This is a genomic window from Streptomyces sp. NBC_00654 (assembly GCF_026341775.1).
Taxonomy (GTDB): Bacteria; Actinomycetota; Actinomycetes; order Streptomycetales; family Streptomycetaceae; genus Streptomyces.
The window spans coordinates 871,415-894,444 of sequence record NZ_JAPEOB010000001.1 but is presented as its reverse complement, the minus strand read 5'-3'; the positions used below and the strand labels follow the sequence as shown (position 1 = coordinate 894,444).

17 protein-coding genes and 3 rRNA genes are annotated in these 23,030 nt (G+C 67.5%); 3 read left to right on the top strand and 17 right to left on the bottom strand.

Going from position 1 to position 23,030, the window contains the following annotated elements:
* Window positions 1–71 precede the first annotated feature (71 nt).
* From hemB to OHA98_RS03830, 6 genes are all read right to left on the bottom strand, one after another.
* Complete coding sequence (gene hemB / locus OHA98_RS03855; protein ID WP_266922685.1) at window positions 72–1,076, bottom strand: porphobilinogen synthase; 1,005 nt, start codon at window positions 1,074–1,076, stop codon at window positions 72–74.
* A 127-nt stretch (window positions 1,077–1,203) separates the two neighbouring features.
* Window positions 1,204–2,874 carry a bifunctional uroporphyrinogen-III C-methyltransferase/uroporphyrinogen-III synthase gene (locus tag OHA98_RS03850; protein WP_266922684.1) on the bottom strand — a complete coding sequence of 557 codons (1,671 nt, stop codon included), beginning with the start codon at window positions 2,872–2,874 and terminating at the stop codon, window positions 1,204–1,206.
* Window positions 2,871–3,857 (bottom strand): hydroxymethylbilane synthase, encoded by a 987-nt coding sequence (hemC, locus tag OHA98_RS03845; RefSeq protein WP_266922683.1) that lies wholly within the window; start codon window positions 3,855–3,857, stop codon window positions 2,871–2,873. The genes OHA98_RS03850 and hemC overlap by 4 nt, the downstream gene beginning before the upstream one ends.
* Window positions 3,854–5,356, bottom strand: a complete 1,503-nt coding sequence (locus tag OHA98_RS03840) for a glutamyl-tRNA reductase (protein ID WP_266922682.1) — start codon at window positions 5,354–5,356, stop codon at window positions 3,854–3,856. Before OHA98_RS03840 ends, hemC begins: the two co-directional genes overlap by 4 nt.
* On the bottom strand, window positions 5,353–6,123 hold the full coding sequence (locus OHA98_RS03835; protein ID WP_266922681.1) for a redox-sensing transcriptional repressor Rex: 771 nt from the start codon (window positions 6,121–6,123) through the stop codon (window positions 5,353–5,355). Before OHA98_RS03835 ends, OHA98_RS03840 begins: the two co-directional genes overlap by 4 nt.
* A 288-nt stretch (window positions 6,124–6,411) precedes the next feature.
* Entirely contained in the window at window positions 6,412–6,687 is a 276-nt protein-coding gene (locus OHA98_RS03830) for a glutaredoxin family protein (protein ID WP_266922680.1), read from the bottom strand.
* Between the two features lie 157 nt (window positions 6,688–6,844).
* Between OHA98_RS03830 and OHA98_RS03825 the strand changes: the two genes are divergently transcribed.
* The 3 genes from OHA98_RS03825 to OHA98_RS03815 all read left to right on the top strand — a co-directional run bounded on the left by OHA98_RS03825 (window position 6,845) and on the right by OHA98_RS03815 (window position 10,466).
* Window positions 6,845–7,801: an HAD family phosphatase gene (locus OHA98_RS03825; protein WP_266922679.1), complete on the top strand. Its 957-nt coding sequence runs from the start codon at window positions 6,845–6,847 to the stop codon at window positions 7,799–7,801.
* A gap of 352 nt (window positions 7,802–8,153) precedes the next feature.
* Window positions 8,154–8,930 carry an ECF subfamily RNA polymerase sigma factor, BldN family gene (locus tag OHA98_RS03820; RefSeq protein ID WP_266922678.1) on the top strand — a complete coding sequence of 259 codons (777 nt, stop codon included), beginning with the start codon at window positions 8,154–8,156 and terminating at the stop codon, window positions 8,928–8,930.
* A gap of 342 nt (window positions 8,931–9,272) precedes the next feature.
* Window positions 9,273–10,466, top strand: coding sequence for a DUF5667 domain-containing protein (locus OHA98_RS03815; protein WP_266922677.1), 1,194 nt, complete (start codon window positions 9,273–9,275; stop codon window positions 10,464–10,466).
* A 105-nt stretch (window positions 10,467–10,571) separates the two neighbouring features.
* On the opposite strand, the gene OHA98_RS03810 is transcribed toward OHA98_RS03815, so the two are convergent.
* The 11 genes from OHA98_RS03810 to OHA98_RS03760 form a co-directional block, all read right to left on the bottom strand.
* Entirely contained in the window at window positions 10,572–11,630 is a 1,059-nt protein-coding gene (locus OHA98_RS03810; protein WP_266922676.1) for a lysophospholipid acyltransferase family protein, read from the bottom strand.
* A 15-nt stretch (window positions 11,631–11,645) separates the two neighbouring features.
* Window positions 11,646–12,740 (bottom strand): NAD-dependent epimerase/dehydratase family protein, encoded by a 1,095-nt coding sequence (locus tag OHA98_RS03805; protein WP_266922675.1) that lies wholly within the window; start codon window positions 12,738–12,740, stop codon window positions 11,646–11,648.
* A gap of 189 nt (window positions 12,741–12,929) precedes the next feature.
* A complete protein-coding gene (locus OHA98_RS03800) occupies window positions 12,930–13,028 on the bottom strand; it encodes an AURKAIP1/COX24 domain-containing protein (protein WP_003948845.1) in 99 nt (32 codons plus the stop codon).
* A gap of 110 nt (window positions 13,029–13,138) precedes the next feature.
* Entirely contained in the window at window positions 13,139–13,351 is a 213-nt protein-coding gene (locus tag OHA98_RS03795; RefSeq protein ID WP_014046653.1) for a helix-turn-helix domain-containing protein, read from the bottom strand.
* A 128-nt stretch (window positions 13,352–13,479) separates the two neighbouring features.
* Entirely contained in the window at window positions 13,480–14,295 is an 816-nt protein-coding gene (locus OHA98_RS03790) for a phosphatase (RefSeq protein ID WP_266922674.1), read from the bottom strand.
* 120 nt (window positions 14,296–14,415) lie between these two features.
* Window positions 14,416–15,588, bottom strand: a complete 1,173-nt coding sequence (locus OHA98_RS03785) for an acetoin utilization protein AcuC (protein ID WP_266922673.1) — start codon at window positions 15,586–15,588, stop codon at window positions 14,416–14,418.
* A complete protein-coding gene (locus OHA98_RS03780) occupies window positions 15,557–16,762 on the bottom strand; it encodes an MFS transporter (RefSeq protein WP_266922672.1) in 1,206 nt (401 codons plus the stop codon). Before OHA98_RS03780 ends, OHA98_RS03785 begins: the two co-directional genes overlap by 32 nt.
* A 41-nt stretch (window positions 16,763–16,803) precedes the next feature.
* Window positions 16,804–17,448 carry an HAD family phosphatase gene (locus tag OHA98_RS03775; RefSeq protein WP_266922671.1) on the bottom strand — a complete coding sequence of 215 codons (645 nt, stop codon included), beginning with the start codon at window positions 17,446–17,448 and terminating at the stop codon, window positions 16,804–16,806.
* Between the two features lie 71 nt (window positions 17,449–17,519).
* Window positions 17,520–17,636 (bottom strand): 5S ribosomal RNA (rrf, locus tag OHA98_RS03770).
* Window positions 17,637–17,714: 78 nt separating this feature from the next.
* Window positions 17,715–20,840: ribosomal RNA gene (locus OHA98_RS03765) — 23S ribosomal RNA — on the bottom strand.
* A 306-nt stretch (window positions 20,841–21,146) separates the two neighbouring features.
* Window positions 21,147–22,672, bottom strand: a 16S ribosomal RNA gene (locus tag OHA98_RS03760).
* The 16S, 23S and 5S rRNA genes sit together here, the layout of an rRNA operon.
* Window positions 22,673–23,030: the final 358 nt, after the last annotated feature.

Here is a 23,030-nt window from a genome sequence, read left to right as displayed (position 1 = left end):
CGTACGCCAAAAGTCCCGCCCCGCTCCCGGAGTACGTCACGGGAGCGGGGCGGGACTTTCGCGTACACGCCTCAGGAGCCGCCGCGCCCCAGACGCTGCGCGACCTCGGTCGCCCAGTACGTCAGGATCATCCGCGCCCCGGCCCGCCGGATGCCCGTCAGGCTCTCCAGGATGGCCGCGTCCCGGTCGATCCAGCCCTTCTCCGCCGCCGCCTCGATCATCGCGTACTCACCGCTGATCTGGTACGCGGCGACCGGCACGTCCACCGAGTCGGCGACCTTGGCGAGGATGTCCAGGTACGGTCCGGCCGGCTTGACCATGACCATGTCGGCGCCCTCTTCGAGGTCGAGCGCCAGCTCGCGCAGCGACTCGCGGGCGTTCGCCGGGTCCTGCTGGTACGTCTTGCGGTCGCCCTTGAGCGAGGAGCCGACGGCCTCGCGGAAGGGGCCGTAGAAGGCGGAGGAGTACTTCGCGGTGTACGCGAGGATCGAGACGTCCTCGTGGCCCGTCTGGTCCAGCGCGTCCCGGATGACACCGACCTGGCCGTCCATCATGCCGCTGGGGCCCACCACATGGGCGCCCGCGTCGGCCTGGACCTGGGCCATCTCGGCGTACCGCTCCAGGGTGGCGTCGTTGTCGACGCGGCCGTCGGCGGTCAGGACACCGCAGTGGCCGTGGTCGGTGTACTCGTCCAGGCAGAGGTCGGACATGACGACGAGATCGTCACCGACCTCCTCCCGTACGGCGCGCAGACCGAGCTGGAGGATGCCCTCCGGGTCCGTGCCCGCCGTGCCCCGGGCGTCCTTCCGGCTGTCCTCAGGGACACCGAAGAGCATGATCCCCGAGACCCCGGCCGACACCGCCTCGACGGCGGCCTTCCGCAGGGTGTCCAGGGTGTGCTGGTACACACCGGGCATGGCCGAGATGGCGACCGGGGCGTCGATGCCCTCGCGGACGAACGCGGGGAGGATCAGGTTCGCCGGGTCGAGCCGTGTCTCGGCGACCATCCGCCGCATCGCCGGGGTCGTCCGCAGCCGCCGGGGGCGGGAGCCGGGGAAGTTTCCGTACACAGTCATCCTTCGACGATAGACCCGTACACATCAGTGTCTTACCGACACCCGGGCCGGAAAAAACCCGCGCCGGGGAACGACGGACGGGCCCGGCCGCCGAAGCGGCAGGGCCCGTCGTCCGTGTCCGGACCGGTCAGGTCGTCGAGCGACGGCGGCGCGCACCCGGGCGCCGCTCGCTCGGCCGGGTCACCGGGTCGCCGGCCTCCTTCGCCGCGTCCCGGCGCTGCGCGCCGAAGGCGGCCAGTGCCTCGGCGAGCTTGTGCACCGACGGCTCCGGCGACAGGACGTCGACCCGCAGGCCGTGCTCCTCGGCGGTCTTGGCCGTGGCCGGGCCGATGCACGCGATGACGGTCAGGTTGTGCGGCTTGCCCGCGATGCCGACCAGGTTGCGCAGCGTCGAGGACGAGGTGAAGAGCACCGCGTCGAAGCCGCCGCCCTTGATGGCCTCCCGCGTGTCGGCGGGCGGCGGCGAGGCGCGGACCGTGCGGTACGCGGTGACGTCGTCGACCTCCCAGCCCAGCTCGATGAGACCGGCCACCAGCGTCTCGGTGGCGATGTCGGCGCGCGGCAGGAAGACACGGTCGATCGGGTCGAAGACCGGGTCGTAGGGCGGCCAGTCCTCCAGCAGACCGGCGGCGGACTGCTCGCCGGACGGCACCAGGTCGGGCTTCACACCGAAGTCGATCAGCGCGGCGGCGGTCTGCTCGCCGACTGCCGCGACCTTGATCCCGGCGAAGGCACGGGCATCGAGCCCGTACTCCTCGAACTTCTCCCGGACGGCCTTCACGGCGTTCACGCTGGTGAAGGCGATCCACTCGTAGCGGCCCGTGACCAGGCCCTTGACCGCACGCTCCATCTGCTGGGGCGTACGCGGCGGCTCGACGGCGATCGTCGGAACCTCGTGCGGCACGGCGCCGTACGAACGCAGCTGGTCGGAGAGCGATGCCGCCTGCTCCTTCGTACGCGGCACGAGCACCTTCCAGCCGAACAGCGGCTTGGACTCGAACCACGCGAGCTGGTCGCGCTGGGCGGCGGAGCTCCGCTCCCCGACCACGGCTATGACGGGCTGGTGCCCGTCCGGCGACGGGAGGACCTTGGCCTGCTTCAGGACCTGGGCGATCGTCCCGAGGGTCGCCGTCCAGGTGCGCTGGCGGGTGGTCGTGCCCGCGACCGTGACGGTCAGCGGGGTGTCGGGCTTGCGGCCCGCGGACACCAGCTCACCGGCCGCGGCCGCGACCGAGTCCAGCGTGGTCGCCACGACGGCCGTCGCATCGCTCGCGCCGACCTCGCTCCAGCAGCGGTCCGAGGCGGTACGGGCGTCCACGAAGCGCACGTCGGCGCCCTGCGCGTCACGCAGCGGCACCCCGGCGTACGCGGGCACGCCCACGACGTTCGCGACACCCGGGACGACCTCGAAAGGCACCCCCGCGGCGGCGCACGCGAGCATCTCCGCGCCCGCGTTGCCGTCGAGGCCGGGGTCGCCGGTGACAGCACGGACGACCCGCCTGCCACCCTTCGCGGCCTCCATGACAAGATTGGCCGCATCCCTGAGAACGGGTACTCCGGCGACTGTTGACGCCACGTCAACAACCGTCAGCTCAGGGGTGCTTACGCCTGCCCGCGCATGGCAGCGAACAACGTCGAGAACCTCCGGTTCTGCGACAAGGACGTCCGCGCTCGCAAGCGCCTCGACGGCGCGGAGCGTCAGCAGACCCGGGTCGCCGGGACCGGCGCCGAGGAAGGTGACGTGCCCTTGTGCGGACAGGACCGGAAAGTCGGATGCGGCGGGGCCGGTGGGGCTCAAAGTGCTCGCTCCCCCATAAGACCGGCCGCACCCTTGGCAAGCATCTCGGCCGCGAGCTCGCGACCGAGGGCCGCCGCGTCGTCGTGCGACGTGGGGACGGGACCGGTGGTGGACAGCTGCACCATCGAGGAGCCGTCGGTGGTACCGACGACACCGCGCAGGCGCAGTTCGTTGACAGTCTGCCCGTCGACCTGGAGGTCGGCCAGCGCACCCACGGGTGCGGAACAGCCGGCCTCCAGGGCGGCGAGCAGGGCACGCTCGGCGGTCACGGCGGCCCGGGTGTACGGGTCGTCGAGCTCGGCGAGCGCGGCGGCGAGGTCCGCGCTGGTCTCAGCGCATTCGATCGCCAGTGCTCCCTGGCCGGGAGCGGGCAGAACGGTGTCGACCGAAAGGAATTCGGTCACCTCACCGGTCCGGCCGAGGCGGCTGAGCCCGGCGGCGGCGAGAACCACCGCGTCCAGCTCTCCGCTCCGGACGAATCCGATCCGCGTATCGACGTTGCCCCGGATCGGCACGGTCTCGATGTCGAGGCCGTGGGACCGGGCGTACGCGTTGAGCTGCGCCATGCGGCGCGGCGAACCGGTGCCGATGCGGGCACCGGACGGCAGTTGCGCGAGGGTCAGTCCGTCGCGCGCCACCAGTACGTCGCGCGGGTCCTCGCGCTGCGGTACGGCGGCCAGCACGAGGCCCTCGGGCTGCGCGGTCGGCAGGTCCTTGAGCGAGTGGACCGCGAAGTCCACCTCGCCGCGCAGCAGTGCGTCGCGCAGCGCGGCGACGAACACACCGGTCCCGCCGATCTGCGCGAGGTGCTCGCGGGAGGTGTCCCCGTACGTGGTGATCTCGACGAGCTCGACGGCGCGCCCGGTCACCTCGCTGACCGCGTCGGCCACCAGGCCTGACTGCGCCATGGCGAGCTTGCTGCGCCGGGTGCCCAGCCGCAGGGGCGCGGGCTTCCGCGCGGCCGGGGATGAGTTGTCGGTCATGACCGCCCTCTATTCGGGTCGTTCAGGTCTGCCCGGGAGACGGCGGCCACCGTCTGCGGGTCGAGGTCGAAGAGTTCCCGCAGCGCGTCGGCGTACCCGGCGCCGCCGGGCTCACTGGCGAGCTGCTTGACCCGCACGGTGGGCGCGTGCAGGAGTTTGTCGACGACGCGCCGCACGGTCTGCGTGATCTCGGCGCGCTGCTTCTCGTTCAGGTCGGGGAGACGTCCGTCGAGGCGGGCGATCTCACCGGCGACCACATCGGCGGCCATGGTGCGCAGGGCGACCACGGTCGGGGCGACATGGGCGGCGCGCTGGGCGGCGCCGAACGCGGCGACCTCGTCGGCGACGATGGTGCGCACCTGGTCCACATCCGCGGCCATCGGGGCGTCCGCGGACGCCTCGGCGAGCGACTCGATGTCGACGAGGCGCACACCGTCGATGCGGTGGGCCGCTCCGTCGATGTCGCGCGGCATGGCGAGGTCGAGCAGGGCCAGCCGCACGGGGCCGGCGGACCGGGCGGGCACGGTGGCCCGCGCGGTCGTCACGGCGGCGGAGGCCGCCGATGCGGCGGAACCGTTCTCCACCCACGCGGCGTGCTGGTCGAGGTCGGCCGGGGCGGCGGTGGCGGTGACCGCGGGCGCCTCGACGGCCGCGTCGAAGGTGATGCCGAGCGCTCCGGCGACGGCCTCGGCGGTCAGGACGAGCCCGGTGGCCCCGGTGCAGGACACCACGACGTCTGCACGTGTCAGTTCGTCCGCGACCGCGGTCATCTCGACGGCCCGGGCGCGCACTCCGGTGCCCTCCGCCTGGTGCAGGATCTCGACGAGGCGGTCGGCGCGGGCCCGGGTCCGGTTGGCGACGACGATCTCGGAGACGCCGGTGCGGGCGAGGGTGGCGGCGGCCAGCGAGGACATCGAGCCCGCGCCGATGACCAGGGCGCGCTTGCCCCCGGCCCAGACGGCGGTGTCGGCGCCGCCCGCGAGCTGCTGGAGCCCGAAGGTGACGAGCGACTGCCCGGCCCGGTCGATCCCGGTCTCGCTGTGGGCCCGCTTCCCGACCCGCAGGGCCTGCTGGAACAGGTCGTTCAGCAGCCGGCCGGCGGTGTGGGTCTCCTGGCCGAGCGCGAGCGCGTCCTTGATCTGTCCGAGGATCTGGCCCTCGCCGACGACCATCGAGTCCAGCCCGCAGGCCACCGAGAAGAGGTGGTGGACGGCCCGGTCCTCGTAGTGCACATAGAGATACGGAGTGAGCTCGTCGAGCCCGACCCCGCTGTGCTGGGCGAGCAGGGTGGACAGCTCGGCGACGCCCGCGTGGAACTTGTCCACGTCGGCGTACAGCTCGATGCGGTTGCAGGTGGCCAGCACGGCGGCCTCGGTCGCGGGCTCCGCGGCGAGGGTGTCCTGCAGCAGCTTGGCCTGGGTCCCGGCAGCGAGCGAGGCCCGCTCCAGTACGGAGACGGGGGCGCTGCGGTGGCTCAGACCGACGACGAGAAGGCTCATGCCGGCATCACGGCGGGCATGTCCCCGTCGGGTCCCTTCCGGCTCACAGGGGTGGCGCGCATCGGCGGCGCGGACTCGTCGTCGCCCTCGGCGGCGACGGTGTCCTCACCGGCCTTGCGCTGCTCGTGGAAGGCGAGGATCTGGAGCTCGATGGACAGGTCCACCTTGCGCACGTCGACACCCTCGGGAACCGAGAGCACGGTCGGCGCGAAGTTCAGGATGGAGGTCACACCCGCGGCCACGAGCCGGTCGCAGACCTGCTGCGCGGCGCCCGGCGGGGTGGTGATCACGCCGATGGACACACCGTTGTCGCTGATGATCCGGTCCAGGTCGTCGGTGTGCTGGACGGCGATGCCCGCGACAGGCGTTCCGGCCATGGTGGGGTCGGCGTCGATCAGGGCCGCGACCCGGAAACCGCGGGAGGCGAAGCCGCCGTAGTTGGCGAGCGCCGCGCCGAGGTTACCGATGCCGACGATGGCTACGGGCCAGTCCTGGGTGAGCCCGAGTTCACGGGAGATCTGGTAGACGAGATACTCGACGTCGTACCCGACACCGCGGGTGCCGTAGGACCCCAGGTAGCTGAAGTCCTTGCGGAGCTTCGCGGAGTTGACCCCCGCCGCCGTGGCGAGTTCCTCGGAGGAGACCGTGGGAACCGATCGTTCGGACAGCGCGGTCAGTGCGCGCAGATACAGCGGAAGTCGGGCGACGGTGGCCTCGGGAATTCCTCGGCTACGGGTCGCCGGTCGGTGAGTTCGGCCAGTTGCCACGGTGCTCCTGCGGGATGAGCGGGGCTGCAGGCGGCCGTATGTCCCAGGACCGCCCCGTCGAATGCAGGCTATGTCTTTGTGAACGCGTGCACAAAGATGGTGTCCGTTTTGTCCGGTCAAAGTGACCGGGGTCACGCACATTGCCTGCGCGTTCCCGGAACCATGGACCGCATCAACCCGTTGCGGGCTCGAAGGGGGCAAAGCGGTACACACTCCTCACGTCTACGCCCCCGAGACCACTCAAAACGCCCATGATGTTAACCGGGTTTCACCACGCCCGACAGACGCTCAGGCACCCAGTGCGCTGCGCAGCCGTTCCGGATCCACCCGCCAGAACGTGTGCTGCTCGCCGTCGATCAGCACGACCGGAATCTGCTCCCAGTACTCCTTGTACAGCGCTTCGTCCTGAGTGATGTCCTTCTCCACCCACGACGCGCCGGTCTCCCCGCAGACCGCGTCCACCACCGCCCGCGCGTCCTCGCAGAGGTGACAGCCGGGCTTCCCCACCAGGGTGACCACCCGGTCGGCGGGCTTCTTCTTCGTACGACGCAGCAAGGCACTCATACACACATTCTGCGCCTGCGGCGGACCGCCCCCCGCCCCATGGCGGCGCCTTCCCGTACGCCCGGAATCTCCCGTTCGGCAATTCGGCCCCGAAGAGTTCACGCGTCCGCATCCCGGCAGGTCGGGCAGGTACGGGCGGACTGGTTATGCTCACGGCATGGCCGCTCTTGGATGGCTCACACCCCGTAGGCGTTCCGCGACTGCACGGAGCGTGCTGGCAGGCGAAGCAGCAGCCGAAGCCGCACGCAGGGCCTCGCTCGCGCCCGACGACTCCCCTCTTCTCGCGGAAGCGCCCGGAACCGGGGTTCCCGAAGCCGAGGAACCCGCCTTCCCGGTGGCCGGGGACGACCGCGCCGCCGCCTTCTTCGACCTCGACAACACCGTGATGCAGGGCGCCGCGATCTTCCACTTCGGCCGCGGCCTGTACAAGCGGAAGTTCTTCCAGCGCCGCGAGCTCACCCGGTTCGCCTGGCAGCAGGCGTGGTTCCGGCTGGCCGGCGTCGAGGACCCGGAACACATGCAGGACGCCCGTGACAGCGCCCTGTCCATCGTCAAGGGTCACCGCGTCTCCGAGCTGATGTCCATCGGCGAGGAGATCTACGACGAGTACATGGCCGACCGCATCTGGCCCGGCACCCGCGCGCTCGCCCAGGCCCACCTCGACGCCGGACAGAAGGTCTGGCTCGTCACGGCCGCCCCGGTGGAGACCGCCACGATCATCGCCCGCCGCCTCGGCCTGACCGGCGCGCTCGGCACCGTCGCCGAGTCCGTCGACGGCGTCTACACCGGCCGCCTGGTCGGCGAACCGCTGCACGGCCCCGCCAAGGCCGAAGCCGTACGCGCGCTGGCCGTGGCCGAGGGCCTCGACCTGGAGCGCTGCGCGGCCTACAGCGACTCCCACAACGACATCCCGATGCTCTCCCTGGTCGGCCACCCCTACGCGATCAACCCGGACACCAAGCTCCGCAAGCACGCCCGCGCCCTGGACTGGCGGCTGCGCGACTACCGCACGGGCCGCAAGGCCGCCAAGGTCGGCATCCCGGCCGCGGCCGGTGTCGGCGCCCTGGCCGGCGGCACCGCCGCCGCGGTCGCGCTGCACCGCCGCCGCCGCTGACCCGCCGCCGCCCCGGCCGGGGCCACGCCCGGGTCGGTGCGTCCGATCGGGAGCCCGTCGGCCACGCACCGCAACCACCCCTCCGGCCAGTCGGATTACCGGCGACCGACCACAACCCGTCGCGCCCATAGGCAGATCACGAAGTAATCCGATCAATAAACGGTCACGATGTGCTACTTGATACGTCACTTAGCGGTAAGAGAAACGACGTAATCGATGATTTGAGCAACTCGGTGTAGCGCCGCCTGTACGAAGCGTTATTCTCCTCAGACGCATACCGGAGCTGTCACCCGCTACGACGGGTGACGGTATTCGAACTGCTCGTGATGGAAGCTCTGCCTCTGGGAGTCCCGTGTACCCACACGTCGGGGTTGACGCCTCGGGCCTGGCTACGCTGCGTGCAACGGTCATTGACCGCTTGCGCGGCTTCGTCCCCACCGCGTACGCCGTCCCCGCCTTTGCCACCCCTGCACCTGCCGGCCCTTGCTACGCCCTGGCCGAACGCAGTGCGGCGGTCGGAAGACGCAGCAACCGCGGCGCTACGACCACGTCAGCCGTTCGTCGGCCGACCGCCGACAGCGACAGCGCGCGCATGATGGATCTCGTCGAGCGCGCACAGGCCGGTGAGGCGGATGCCTTCGGCCGCCTATACGACCAGTACAGCGACACCGTGTACCGGTACATCTACTACCGCGTGGGCGGCAAGGCGACGGCGGAGGACCTCACCAGTGAGACCTTCCTCCGCGCACTGCGCCGTATCTCCACGTTCACCTGGCAGGGGCGAGATTTCGGCGCCTGGCTGGTCACCATCGCTCGAAACCTGGTCGCCGACCACTTCAAATCCAGTCGTTTCCGACTGGAAGTGACCACCGGCGAAATGCTCGACGCCAACGAGGTCGAGCGCAGCCCCGAGGACTCCGTCCTGGAGTCCCTCTCCAACGCCGCACTGCTGCAGGCCGTGCGCCGACTCAACCCACAACAGCAGGAGTGCGTCACCCTGCGGTTCCTGCAGGGCCTCTCGGTCGCCGAGACCGCCCGGGTGATGGGCAAGAACGAGGGCGCGATCAAGACCCTTCAGTACCGCGCCGTCCGCACGCTCGCCAGGCTCCTGCCGGACGACGCCCGCTGACCCCGCCGCCGGGGCTCCGGCTCCGGCGGCCCCCGCCGACGAACACCCGCCGACGGACACCTGCCGACGAGCAGCCGCCGATGGACACCGGCCGACGAACCCACCGTCGGCCGGAGAGAAACGGTCGCGGAAAACGCCTTCGGTGACCAATCCGTCACACACTGGTCCGATCATCCTTCGTGCGTAACCCAAGTGCCGCGCAGCTCGTTGTGCCGGTTGCAGGCCCCCTGTCGTCACCCCATGTCCGTTCCCACTCACTCCATCGTGTGGAAACGTTCAAGGTGTGCAACCTTCCGGACCCTCAGGGGAGTCGACCGTGCATGACGAGAGGAGGTGCCGCCAGTGATCGCAAACGTTTCGGCACACCGGCGGGCGAACGCCTTCGCCCAGGCCCTGGAGGAGCAGACCCCCCAGGGTGCGGCGGCCGTACAGCCCGAGGAACCGGCCGAACAGGCCGACCACGGAAAGCTGTTGGCCCTGGCGAACGGCCTCGGTGAACTACCGAAGCCGCAGTTGGATCCCGAGGTCAAAGAGGTGCAGCGAGCCCAGCTCGTCGCCGCCATGGAGACCATGTTCGCCGAGGGGGGCGCGTCCACGGGCCCTCCGGTACCCGAACAACGGAGCAAGGGGGCCCACCGGGCCTCCCCACTGCGGAAATTGCGCCCCCGCTCACGCTGGGCGAAGGGCCTCACCGCGGGTGGGCTCACCGTCGGTGTGGCCGCGGGCGCTTTCGGCGGAGTGGCCGCTGCCAGCTCCGACGCCCTGCCCGGTGATTCGCTCTACGGGCTCAAGCGCGGCATGGAGGACATCAACCGCGGTATGGCCAACGGCGATGCCGACCGCGGCGAGGTCTACCTCGACCAGGCGTCGACCAGGCTGAGCGAGGCACGCCGCCTGATGGAGCGGGCCCGCGCCGGCGAGATGGACCACGAATCGCTCGGGGAGGTCAGACGCGCGCTCAACGGCATGTCGCACGACGCCGGGGAGGGCCACCGGCTGCTCCACTCCGCGTATCAGCGCGACGGTGCCATCGGCCCGATCCAGACCCTGGACTCCTTCTCCCGCTCGCACCGCGCGAGCTGGAGCACCCTTCGCGACCGGCTTCCCGTGCAGCTGACCGATGTCGGCGACAAGGTCAACTCGGTCTTCGAAGCCATGGACCAGGAAGTCGCCCCGCTCCAGTCCCTGCTCCCCCGCCCGGCGGGCAGGACCGGCGACAGCGTGCGCTCCGGCTCCCCCGGACAGTCCGGCGACACCGCCCGGTCCCGGCAGCCCGCACCCTCGTCGCCCGAGGCCTCCGAAGGCAGCACGGGTGACAGCACGTCGCCGGAGCCCTCCGGCTCCGACAGCGCCCCGGCCGAAGGACTGCTCAGCGGCGGTACGGACGGGTTGCTGGACGGCCTCCCGACGGGGGATGCCACCCCCTCACCGGACGGCGGGGCCAGCCCGCCCCCCGCACCGGACGTCACACTCCCGCCCCTGCTCCCCGGCCTGCTCCCAGGCCTGGGAATCGACGGCGAGCACCTGAAGCCGTAGGCGGTACGGGAGGGGGCCGGCCGCTCGATCCGAGCGGCCGGCCCCCTTTCGCCGAGGACGCGCCGTTTCGCCGAGGCCGCGGCCGGCAAGCGGGACGGTCGGGGCTCAGAAGAAGACCGACCGCCGCTGCACCAGCAGCTTGTACAGCGTGTGCTGGATCTGCTCCCGCACCTGATCCGTCAGGTTGAACATCAGCATCGGATCCTCCGCCGCCTCCGGCGGATAGCCGTCCGTGGGAATCGGCTCCCCGAACTGGATCGTCCACTTCGTCGGCAACGGCACCGCCCCCAACGGCCCCAGCCACGGGAACGTCGGTGTGATCGGGAAGTACGGAATCCCCAGCAGCCGCGCCAGCGTCTTCGCGTTGCCGATCATCGGGTAGATCTCCTCCGCGCCCACGATCGAGCACGGCACGATCGGAGCCCCCGCCCGCAGCGCCGTCGACACGAAACCGCCGCGCCCGAAGCGCTGCAGCTTGTACCGCTCGCCGAACGGCTTGCCGATGCCCTTGAAGCCCTCCGGCATCACTCCGACGACCTCGCCGCGCTCCAGCAGCCGTTGCGCGTCCTCCGCGCAGGCCAGCGTGTGACCGGCCTTGCGCGCGAGCTCGTTGACGACCGGCAGATGGAAGACCAGATCGGCGGCCAGCAGCCGCAGATGCCGCTCGGCCGGATGGTGGTCGTGCACCGCGACCTGGAGCATCAGCCCGTCCAGCGGCAGCGTCCCGGAGTGGTTGGCCACGATGAGCGCCCCGCCCTCGGACGGGATGTTCTCGATGCCCTTCACCTCGACCCGGAAGTACTTGTCCGCGACCGGCCGGAGCATCGACATCAGGACCTGATCCGTGAGCTCCTTGTCGTAACCGAACTCGTCGACCTCGTAGTCCCCGGTGACTCGCCGCCGCAGGAAGGCGAGCCCGCCCGCGATCCGCCGGTCCCAGCCGCCCCGCTCCAGGCCTCCCTGGGCTTCCTGTGGCTCCTGGGACTCCCGGGGTGGCCCGGGTTCCTCCGGGGGCATCTGACCGCCCGGCAGCGCGCTCACAGGCGCCGCGGGGCCCTCGCCCCGCCCGCCGCTGCCCGTCCCGGTCCGGCGCCGCGCCGGACGCGAGGTGCCGCCGGACCGCGAACGGTCGTCCTCGAACGGAATGACCTTGGCATCCGCCATCGTCGGTGCGCTCCTCTACCTGGCGCCATGAGTCGTCTGTACCGCACCGGCCCCGTCGCCCGACGGTCGGGCACCGGCCCCGCCCGGGAGCGGCAGCGCCGCCAGCCGGTCCACCGCCCTGCCCACGACCTCGGGCGGCAGCAGCCCCGGCCCCCGGCCGCGCACGAACTCCGCGAAGGTCTCCGCCGTGCTGAACCTCGGCCGGAAACCCAGCGTCTCGCGCATCTGCACGGTGGAGACCACCCTGCCATGGGTGAGCAGCCGGATCTGTTCCGGTGAGAAGTCGGTCATGCCGATCGTACGGAGGGCCGAGCCGACCCAGGTGACGGCGGGCAGCAGCACCGGCACGGTCGGCCGCCCCAGCCGCCGCGAGCACTGCGAGAGCAGCAGCACCCCGTCACCCGCGATGTTGAACGTCCCGCTGTTCAGCGTGGAGCGCCGGGGCTCTCGCGAGGCGATCCCCAGCACGTCGATGACATCGTCCTCGTGCACGAACTGGAGCCTCGGGTCGTATCCGAACACCGTGGGCAGGACCGGCAGCGAGAGATAGTCGGCGAGCGGCGAGTCCGGCTCGGGTCCCAGGATGTTCGCGAACCGCAGCACGCACACGGCGACGTCCGGCCGACGGCGGGCGAAGCCCCGTACGTACCCCTCGACCTCCACCGCGTCCTTGGCGAAGCCGCCGCTGGGCAGCGATTTGGGCGGGGTGGTCTCGGTGAACACCGCCGGGTCCCGGGGCGCGGAGCCGTAGACACTCGTACTGGACTTGATCACGAGCCGTTGGACGGTCGGCGACTTCTGGCAGGCACCGAGCAGCTGCATGGTGCCGATGACGTTGTTCTCCTTGATCGCCGTCCGGCCGCCCGCGCCGAGCGCCTTGCCGGAGACGTCCAGATGGACCACCGTGTCGACGGAGTGCTGGGCGAGGACCCGGCCGATCGCGGGCTGCCGGATGTCCGCGCGTACGAAGTCCGCGTCGCCCAGCCGGTGCCCGGGTGCGACCGCGTCGACGGCGATCACCCGGTCCACCCCGGGCTCCCGCTGGACGCGCCGCACGAAGCGGCCCCCCAGCTGCCGGGCCGCTCCTGTGACGAGCACGACCTTGCCCAAGATCAGCGCCTTCCGTCGGTCGTGAAAGCGGGACCCCACGAAGCGGGGAATCCCCTGGCCGTCACCGTAACCGGTGGATGTTGCCCCGTGACGACCCCATGACGGGCTTTGCCGCGGGCTTGCCGAAAAAGCACCGCAGCCCTCCCGCCGGGACGGCGGGAGGGCTGCGGATTCACGAACTGCGTTCGCTTACTTCTTGTTGCGACGCTGAACGCGCGTGCGCTTGAGCAGCTTGCGGTGCTTCTTCTTGGCCATCCGCTTGCGCCGCTTCTTGATAACAGAGCCCACGACTACCCTCGCTCACTTCATCTTCACTGGTGCGGGGCGTCTGGGCCCACACGACCTACGTCGGCCTAGCCTACCCGCCACCGGGTGAGGGGCGTAATCCGAGGGCAATGTCAGGCCGACTCCACCCCCACAAAGGACTCGCGGAGATACTCGTGAACCGCTTGCTCCGGCACCCGGAACGACCTTCCCACCCGGATCGCCGGCAGATGACCGCTGTGCACCAAGCGGTACACGGTCATCTTCGACACTCGCATGACCGAGGCGACTTCCGCCACGGTCAGAAACTTGACCTCGTTGAGAGGCCTCTCGCTGCCAGCAGCCATGACCCACCTGTACCTTCCGCACGCGACGCGCACCGGCTTCCCCTCCGGTGACTCTTCGTCGTTGTGCGCTCACTGCCCAGATTAGGGGCGGGTGATGCGAGTGGGGAAGAGGAGAGGTGATCGGCCGCCTACTGTGACAGACACGCCCGATTGAGTACATAGCGAGTAAGCGGGCGGTAGTAGTCCGCCTGCACCGCGTCATCAACCGGAACCACGACGGACACCCGCCCCTCGGCCTCCCCGACGAACAGCGCGGGATCGTCCGTATCGGCCAGCCCGATGGCCTCGATGCCCAGCTGACCTGCACCGCAGACCCAGCCGTGGTCCCCGATCACCAGCCCCGGAAGCACTCCGAGCCGCTCCACCGCGGCCGCCAGCGCGACCCGGACCGGCAGCGGCGAGTGACTGTGCACGCCGGTCTCACCACCGGGCGTCCGCACGCCGGGTTCGCGCACCAGGGCGACGCGTCGTACGTAGTCGAGGTTGTACGTGCGTACGCCGAACCGGGTCGTTATGTCGACACATCGCCCCTGCGCGGGAGTGAGTACGGGGCACCCGGCCGCCGACAAGGCGTCTGCCAGCTCGGCGTAGAACCCGAGCAGCCGGTGCGGATGACCGGTCCCCAACAGCACCGGCACCCCCCGGGCCGCCGCACGCGCGAGCCGCTCGGCGAACGCGGCCAGCCCGGCCAGCGTACGTTCGGGATCGATCACATCCTGACCGGAAACATGCGCGGGATCGTCCGAGACCCCGCACTTGTCGGCCATCAGCCGTAACAGATCCCGTTCCCCCCAGGCCCACTCCGGATCGAGACCGAGCGTCACTCTCGGATCTCTCGCGGCGAAGAGCCGGTAGCTCCGCAGACTGTTCTCCCGCGAGGTGGCCACGGGCCCGGCCAGCCGGGCCGCCAGCAAATGAGCGCGCAGCGCTCCGGTGCTCAACACTCTCTCGATGCTCCCGCACGGCGCCCGGCCGGGGACCGGAACCCGCGTGAAGCCCCACAGTTGGCGTAACCGCTCCGCACGCCCGCCCGGCCCCGGCCCACGCGCCGAGGGGACGGGGGCTCAGGCCAGCAGACCCCGCAGCGGGAACGCCGCCCGCCGGGTCGCCAGCACCGCCTGGTCCAGCCGGTCCGCCGGGTCGTACCCCGCGTCCCACGGCTGCCAGGACGGCGTACGTCCGTCCGTCATCCGGGCCGGGCCCAACTGCCGGGTCCGGGCGTAGACCTCGTCCCGCCACGACGCCGGAATCACCGACTCCGGGTCCACCGGCGCATGTGCGGCGATCCCCACCAGATGGGTCCAGGACCGCGGCACCACATCCACGACCGCGTACCCGCCACCGCCCAGCGCCACCCAGCGACCGCCCTCCACATACTCATGGGCGAGATCGTGGCAGGAGGCCATGACCGCCCGCTGCGCGTCCAGCGACACCGCGAGATGGGCCAGCGGATCCTCGAAGTGCGTGTCGGCCCCGTGCTGGGTCACCAGCACCTGCGGCCGGAAGTCCGCGATCAGCTCGGGCACCACCGCGTGGAACGCCCGCAGCCACCCCGCGTCCCCCGTCCCGGCGGGCAGCGCCACATTCACCGCACCGCCCTCCCCCGCCCCCGAACCGGTCTCCTCCGGCCACCCGGTCTGCGGGAACAGCGTGCGCGGGTGCTCGTGCACCGACACGGTCAGCACCCGCGGGTCCTCCCAGAACGCGGCCTGCACACCGTCACCGTGGTGAACGTCCACATCGACGTACGCGACCCGCTCCACACCCAGCTCCAGCAGCCGGGCGATGGCGAGCGCCGGGTCGTTGTAGATACAGAACCCCGCGGCGCCACCGGGCATGGCGTGGTGCAGTCCCCCGGTGAAGTTCACCGCGTGCGCGGTCTCCCCCCGCCACACGGCCTCCGCCGCCCCCACCGACAGCCCGGCGATGAGCGCGGACGCCTCGTGCATCCCGGAGAAGGCCGGATCGTCCACGGTGCCGAGCCCGTACGCCTGGTCGGCCGACCGCGGATCCGCGGACGCGGCCCGCACCGCCGCCACATAGTCCGCGCGGTGGACCAGCCGCAGCGTGGAGTCCCCGACGGCCTTCGCCGCCCGTACGTCCACGGCCCCGTCGAGCCCGAACGCCCGTACCAGCCCCATCGTCAGGGCGAGCCGGACAGGGTCCATCGGATGGCTGTCCCCGAAGTCGTATCCCGTTACTGCGTCATCCCACATCAGCTGTGCGCGGCCGCTCATGCCCGCCACCGTATCGGGCAGGCTCCGCACCGAACGACCGGGCATACACGAGGGTCGCCAGCACCAGCACCATCGGTACGAGCATGGCGCCCCGGTAGCTCCACGCGTCCCCGAGCGCCCCGACCAGCGGCGAACCGACGAGGAATCCCACGTAGTTGAAGATGTTCAGCCGGGCGATGGCCACATCGCTGGCCCCGGGGAACATCCGCCCGGCCGCCGCGAAGGTCTGCGGCACGATCACACAGAGCCCGAGCCCGAGCATCGTGAACCCGAGCATCCCCGCCCAGGCCCCCGGCGCCACGGCCACCACCCCGAAGCCGGCCGCCGCCAGGACCGTCCCGCCCCGCACCACGGCCACCGCCCCGAGCCGCCGCACCCCGAAGTCCCCGACGGCCCGCCCCAGCAGCGTCGTCACCATGTAGACGTTGTACGGAACCGTCGACATCTGCTCCGAGCTGCCCAGCACGTCCTGGAGGTACTTGGCACTCCAGTTGGAGACGGTCGAGTCCCCGATGTACGCGAAGCCCATCACGAGGCACAGCGGCAGCAGCAGCTTGAACGAAACGGACGCCGGCTTCGCACCGGCTCCACCGGCACCCTGCCCCTCCGGCCCCTTGCCCTCGGTGTACCACCGGCTGCCGATCAACGCGGCGGGCAGCAGCAGCACCACGGCGGGCAGATAGGACACGAGCAACGACAGATCCCAGTGCGCCCCCGCCCAGGCCATCGACGCCCCCGCGATCCCGCCGAGGCTGTACACGGCATGGAACCCGAGCATGATGCTGCGCCCGTACGCCCGCTGAAGGCTGACGCCCATCATGTTCATCGAGGCGTCCAGCGCCCCGACGGCCAGCCCGAACACCCCCAGCGCGAGAGCCACGTGCCACAGCCGCCCACCGCCGCCCACCCCGAGCAGCGCCAGCAGCACGACGGGCTGCGCCCACCTGAGTACGGTCCCGGGCCGCACCCGCGCGACCACCTTCTCGGTCACCACGCTGCCGACCCCCGCCAGGATCGGCACAGCGGCGAGGAAGACGGGCAGCAGCCCGTCGGATATCCCGTACTGGTCCTGGATGGCGGGGATACGCGTCACGAGCAGCGCAAAGGTCACCCCTTGCACAAGGAAGCTCAACGCCAAGGAGGCCCGACCGTGCCGCAACCGCGCATCTGTCATGGCGGGAGCGTAGGGCCAGGAACTACCCATGGGTAGATGGATCAGGCAAGCAATTCCGGCAGCTGCGCCATGTCGGAGAAGTAGCCGGTCACGCCGTTCAGCCGGTCCGCCGGCATCATCGACGTAAACCCGTACACATCCATCCCGGCGGTCCTGGCCGCCTCGACGCCGAGCGGGCTGTCCTCGATGACGACGCACCGTTCCGGGGCGACCCCCATGCGCTCGGCGGCGTACAGGAACAGGTCGGGCGCCGGCTTCCCCCGCCCGACGTCTTCCGAGCTGAAGATCCACTCCTCCTCGAACCACTGGTCGAGCCCGGCCGCCCGGTGCCCGACCCTGATCCGTTCGTGGCTGCTGGAGGAGGCGACGCAGTAGTCCACCCCGTCGGCGACGAGCGTCCCCAGCAGTTCCTGCACCCCGTCCACCGCCACCAGCTCCCGCCGGAACGCGGCGAAGACCCGCGCGTGCAGTGTCTCGTCGAAGTCGGCGGGCAGCTTCTCGCCCGTCCGCTCCGCGATCAGATCGTGCACCCGGTGCACGGCGGCCCCCATGTAGTCGCGGAGGGACTCCTCGTACGAGGTGGGGTGACCGAGTTCGGTGAGGTAGCCGGCGAGGATGGTGTTGGAGATCGGCTCACTGTCGACGAGCACACCATCGTTGTCGAAGATGACCAGTTCGTAGCGCATGGTTCGACCCTAGACGTTCAGAACGCAGAAAAGCCCCGTGCCACAAGGCACGGGGCTTTCCCGGAAAAATTGTTCGGCGGCGTCCTACTCTCCCACAGGGTCCCCCCTGCAGTACCATCGGCGCTGAAAGGCTTAGCTTCCGGGTTCGGAATGTAACCGGGCGTTTCCCTAACGCAATGACCACCGAAACACTATGAAATTAACCAACACCGGAACACACACGGCCGTTCGTTATTTCAGAACTAACACAGTGGACGCGAGCAACTGAGGACAAGCCCTCGGCCTATTAGTACCAGTCAGCTCCACCCGTTACCGGGCTTCCACATCTGGCCTATCAACCCAGTCGTCTACTGGGAGCCTTAACCCTTCAAGAGGGTGGGAATACTCATCTCGAAGCAGGCTTCCCGCTTAGATGCTTTCAGCGGTTATCCTTTCCGAACGTAGCCAACCAGCCATGCCCTTGGCAGGACAACTGGCACACCAGAGGTTCGTCCGTCCCGGTCCTCTCGTACTAGGGACAGCCCTTCTCAATATTCCTACGCGCACAGCGGATAGGGACCGAACTGTCTCACGACGTTCTAAACCCAGCTCGCGTACCGCTTTAATGGGCGAACAGCCCAACCCTTGGGACCGACTCCAGCCCCAGGATGCGACGAGCCGACATCGAGGTGCCAAACCATCCCGTCGATATGGACTCTTGGGGAAGATCAGCCTGTTATCCCCGGGGTACCTTTTATCCGTTGAGCGACAGCGCTTCCACAAGCCACTGCCGGATCACTAGTCCCGACTTTCGTCCCTGCTCGACCCGTCGGTCTCACAGTCAAGCTCCCTTGTGCACTTACACTCAACACCTGATTGCCAACCAGGCTGAGGGAACCTTTGGGCGCCTCCGTTACTCTTTAGGAGGCAACCGCCCCAGTTAAACTACCCATCAGACACTGTCCCTGATCCGGATCACGGACCCAGGTTAGACATCCAGCACGACCAGAGTGGTATTTCAACGACGACTCCACAACCACTGGCGTGGCCGCTTCAAAGTCTCCCACCTATCCTACACAAGCCGAACCGAACACCAATATCAAACTATAGTAAAGGTCCCGGGGTCTTTCCGTCCTGCTGCGCGAAACGAGCATCTTTACTCGTAGTGCAATTTCACCGGGCCTATGGTTGAGACAGTCGAGAAGTCGTTACGCCATTCGTGCAGGTCGGAACTTACCCGACAAGGAATTTCGCTACCTTAGGATGGTTATAGTTACCACCGCCGTTTACTGGCGCTTAAGTTCTCAGCTTCGCACACCCGAAAGTGCACTAACCGGTCCCCTTAACGTTCCAGCACCGGGCAGGCGTCAGTCCGTATACATCGCCTTACGGCTTCGCACGGACCTGTGTTTTTAGTAAACAGTCGCTTCTCGCTGGTCTCTGCGGCCACCCCCAGCTCACCGAGTAAATCGGATCACCAGTGATGGCCCCCCTTCTCCCGAAGTTACGGGGGCATTTTGCCGAGTTCCTTAACCATAGTTCACCCGAACGCCTCGGTATTCTCTACCTGACCACCTGAGTCGGTTTAGGGTACGGGCCGCCATGAAACTCGCTAGAGGCTTTTCTCGACAGCATAGGATCATCCACTTCACCACAATCGGCTCGGCATCAGGTCTCACCCTTATACGTGTGACGGATTTGCCTACCACACGGGCTACACCCTTACCCCGGGACAACCACCGCCCGGGCTGGACTACCTTCCTGCGTCACCCCATCGCTTACCTACTACAAGTCTGGTTCATCGGCTCCACCACTACCCTCAACTCCGAAGAGATCGGGCCGGCTTCACGGACTTAGCATCGCCTGATTCAGTACTGGGCGTTTCAAAGCGGGTACCGGAATATCAACCGGTTGTCCATCGACTACGCCTGTCGGCCTCGCCTTAGGTCCCGACTTACCCTGGGCAGATCAGCTTGACCCAGGAACCCTTAGTCAATCGGCGCACACGTTTCTCACGTGTGTATCGCTACTCATGCCTGCATTCTCACTCGTGAACCGTCCACAACTCGCTTCCGCGGCTGCTTCACCCGGCACACGACGCTCCCCTACCCATCCCAGCCCCCGTTGGGGGTACATGCTGGAATGACACGACTTCGGCGGTACGCTTGAGCCCCGCTACATTGTCGGCGCGGAATCACTTGACCAGTGAGCTATTACGCACTCTTTCAAGGGTGGCTGCTTCTAAGCCAACCTCCTGGTTGTCTCTGCGACTCCACATCCTTTCCCACTTAGCGTACGCTTAGGGGCCTTAGTCGATGCTCTGGGCTGTTTCCCTCTCGACCATGGAGCTTATCCCCCACAGTCTCACTGCCGTGCTCTCACTTACCGGCATTCGGAGTTTGGCTAAGGTCAGTAACCCGGTAGGGCCCATCGCCTATCCAGTGCTCTACCTCCGGCAAGAAACACACGACGCTGCACCTAAATGCATTTCGGGGAGAACCAGCTATCACGGAGTTTGATTGGCCTTTCACCCCTAACCACAGGTCATCCCCCAGGTTTTCAACCCTGGTGGGTTCGGTCCTCCACGAAGTCTTACCTCCGCTTCAACCTGCCCATGGCTAGATCACTCCGCTTCGGGTCTTGAGCGCGCTACTAAATCGCCCTATTCGGACTCGCTTTCGCTACGGCTTCCCCACACGGGTTAACCTCGCAACACACCGCAAACTCGCAGGCTCATTCTTCAAAAGGCACGCAGTCACGACTGACAGCACAAGTGCTGCCAGCGACGCTCCCACGGCTTGTAGGCACACGGTTTCAGGTACTATTTCACTCCGCTCCCGCGGTACTTTTCACCATTCCCTCACGGTACTATCCGCTATCGGTCACCAGGGAATATTTAGGCTTAGCGGGTGGTCCCGCCAGATTCACACGGGATTTCTCGGGCCCCGTGCTACTTGGGTGTCTCTTAAACGAGCCGTTAATGTTTCAGCTACGGGGGTCTTACCCTCTACGCCGGACCTTTCGCATGTCCTTCGCCTACATCAACGGTTTCTGACTCGTCTCACAGCCGGCAGACCGTGAAAAAGAGATCCCACAACCCCGCATGCGCAACCCCTGCCGGGTATCACACGCATACGGTTTGGCCTCATCCAGTTTCGCTCGCCACTACTCCCGGAATCACGGTTGTTTTCTCTTCCTGAGGGTACTGAGATGTTTCACTTCCCCTCGTTCCCTCCACACTGCCTATGTGTTCAGCAGCGGGTGACAGCCCATGACGACTGCCGGGTTTCCCCATTCGGAAACCCCCGGATCAAAGCTTGGTTGACAGCTCCCCGGGGACTATCGTGGCCTCCCACGTCCTTCATCGGTTCCTGGTGCCAAGGCATCCACCGTGCGCCCTTAAAAACTTGGCCACAGATGCTCGCGTCCACTGTGCAGTTCTCAAACAACGACCAGCCACCCATCACCCCACCCATACAGGTGAGTGCACTGGGGCCGGCAACCGAAGGCAGACTCAAACGAGTCCGTACCCTCAGATACCCAACAGCGTGCCCGACCCGACCGATCCCTCCCCACGTTCCACGCCGAAGCAGTACTAGTGAAAAACAACCTGTCGTGCCGAGTAGTCAACGTTCCACCCATGAGCAACCAGCACCGAACATTCGCCGGTGTACTGGCCTCTGACCAGACCAAAAGGCCCGGTAAGAAATGCTCCTTAGAAAGGAGGTGATCCAGCCGCACCTTCCGGTACGGCTACCTTGTTACGACTTCGTCCCAATCGCCAGTCCCACCTTCGACAGCTCCCTCCCACAAGGGGTTGGGCCACCGGCTTCGGGTGTTACCGACTTTCGTGACGTGACGGGCGGTGTGTACAAGGCCCGGGAACGTATTCACCGCAGCAATGCTGATCTGCGATTACTAGCAACTCCGACTTCATGGGGTCGAGTTGCAGACCCCAATCCGAACTGAGACCGGCTTTTTGAGATTCGCTCCGCCTCGCGGCATCGCAGCTCATTGTACCGGCCATTGTAGCACGTGTGCAGCCCAAGACATAAGGGGCATGATGACTTGACGTCGTCCCCACCTTCCTCCGAGTTGACCCCGGCAGTCTCCTGTGAGTCCCCATCACCCCGAAGGGCATGCTGGCAACACAGAACAAGGGTTGCGCTCGTTGCGGGACTTAACCCAACATCTCACGACACGAGCTGACGACAGCCATGCACCACCTGTATACCGACCACAAGGGGGGCACCATCTCTGATGCTTTCCGGTATATGTCAAGCCTTGGTAAGGTTCTTCGCGTTGCGTCGAATTAAGCCACATGCTCCGCTGCTTGTGCGGGCCCCCGTCAATTCCTTTGAGTTTTAGCCTTGCGGCCGTACTCCCCAGGCGGGGAACTTAATGCGTTAGCTGCGGCACCGACGACGTGGAATGTCGCCAACACCTAGTTCCCAACGTTTACGGCGTGGACTACCAGGGTATCTAATCCTGTTCGCTCCCCACGCTTTCGCTCCTCAGCGTCAGTAATGGCCCAGAGATCCGCCTTCGCCACCGGTGTTCCTCCTGATATCTGCGCATTTCACCGCTACACCAGGAATTCCGATCTCCCCTACCACACTCTAGCTAGCCCGTATCGAATGCAGACCCGGGGTTAAGCCCCGGGCTTTCACATCCGACGTGACAAGCCGCCTACGAGCTCTTTACGCCCAATAATTCCGGACAACGCTTGCGCCCTACGTATTACCGCGGCTGCTGGCACGTAGTTAGCCGGCGCTTCTTCTGCAGGTACCGTCACTCTCGCTTCTTCCCTGCTGAAAGAGGTTTACAACCCGAAGGCCGTCATCCCTCACGCGGCGTCGCTGCATCAGGCTTTCGCCCATTGTGCAATATTCCCCACTGCTGCCTCCCGTAGGAGTCTGGGCCGTGTCTCAGTCCCAGTGTGGCCGGTCGCCCTCTCAGGCCGGCTACCCGTCGTCGCCTTGGTAGGCCATTACCCCACCAACAAGCTGATAGGCCGCGGGCTCATCCTTCACCGCCGGAGCTTTTAACCCCCGCCCATGCAGGCAGGAGTGTTATCCGGTATTAGACCCCGTTTCCAGGGCTTGTCCCAGAGTGAAGGGCAGATTGCCCACGTGTTACTCACCCGTTCGCCACTAATCCACCCCGAAGGGCTTCATCGTTCGACTTGCATGTGTTAAGCACGCCGCCAGCGTTCGTCCTGAGCCAGGATCAAACTCTCCGTGAATGTTTTCCCGTAATCGGGACACACATCACGAGAGCGGAACGACCGGTCGGAATAAGACCAGTCGTTCACAGCGTCCTCGCTGTGTAATTGCCTGCCCGAACCACCAGGGATTCGAAAGCAGGACTTTCAAAGGAACCACCAACCTGCCGAAGCAGGCCGGGGTATCAACATATCTGGCGTTGACTTTTGGCACGCTGTTGAGTTCTCAAGGAACGGACGCTTCCTTCGGTCCCGTTTCACCGGGGCCCTCCGGGCGCTTCCCTTCGTTCTTGCGTTTCCGACTCTATCAGACTCTTTCGTGTCCGATTCCCGGTCGAAGCGGGTCAAGCTCTTTTCGCTTTCCAGTTCTTCGCTTTCG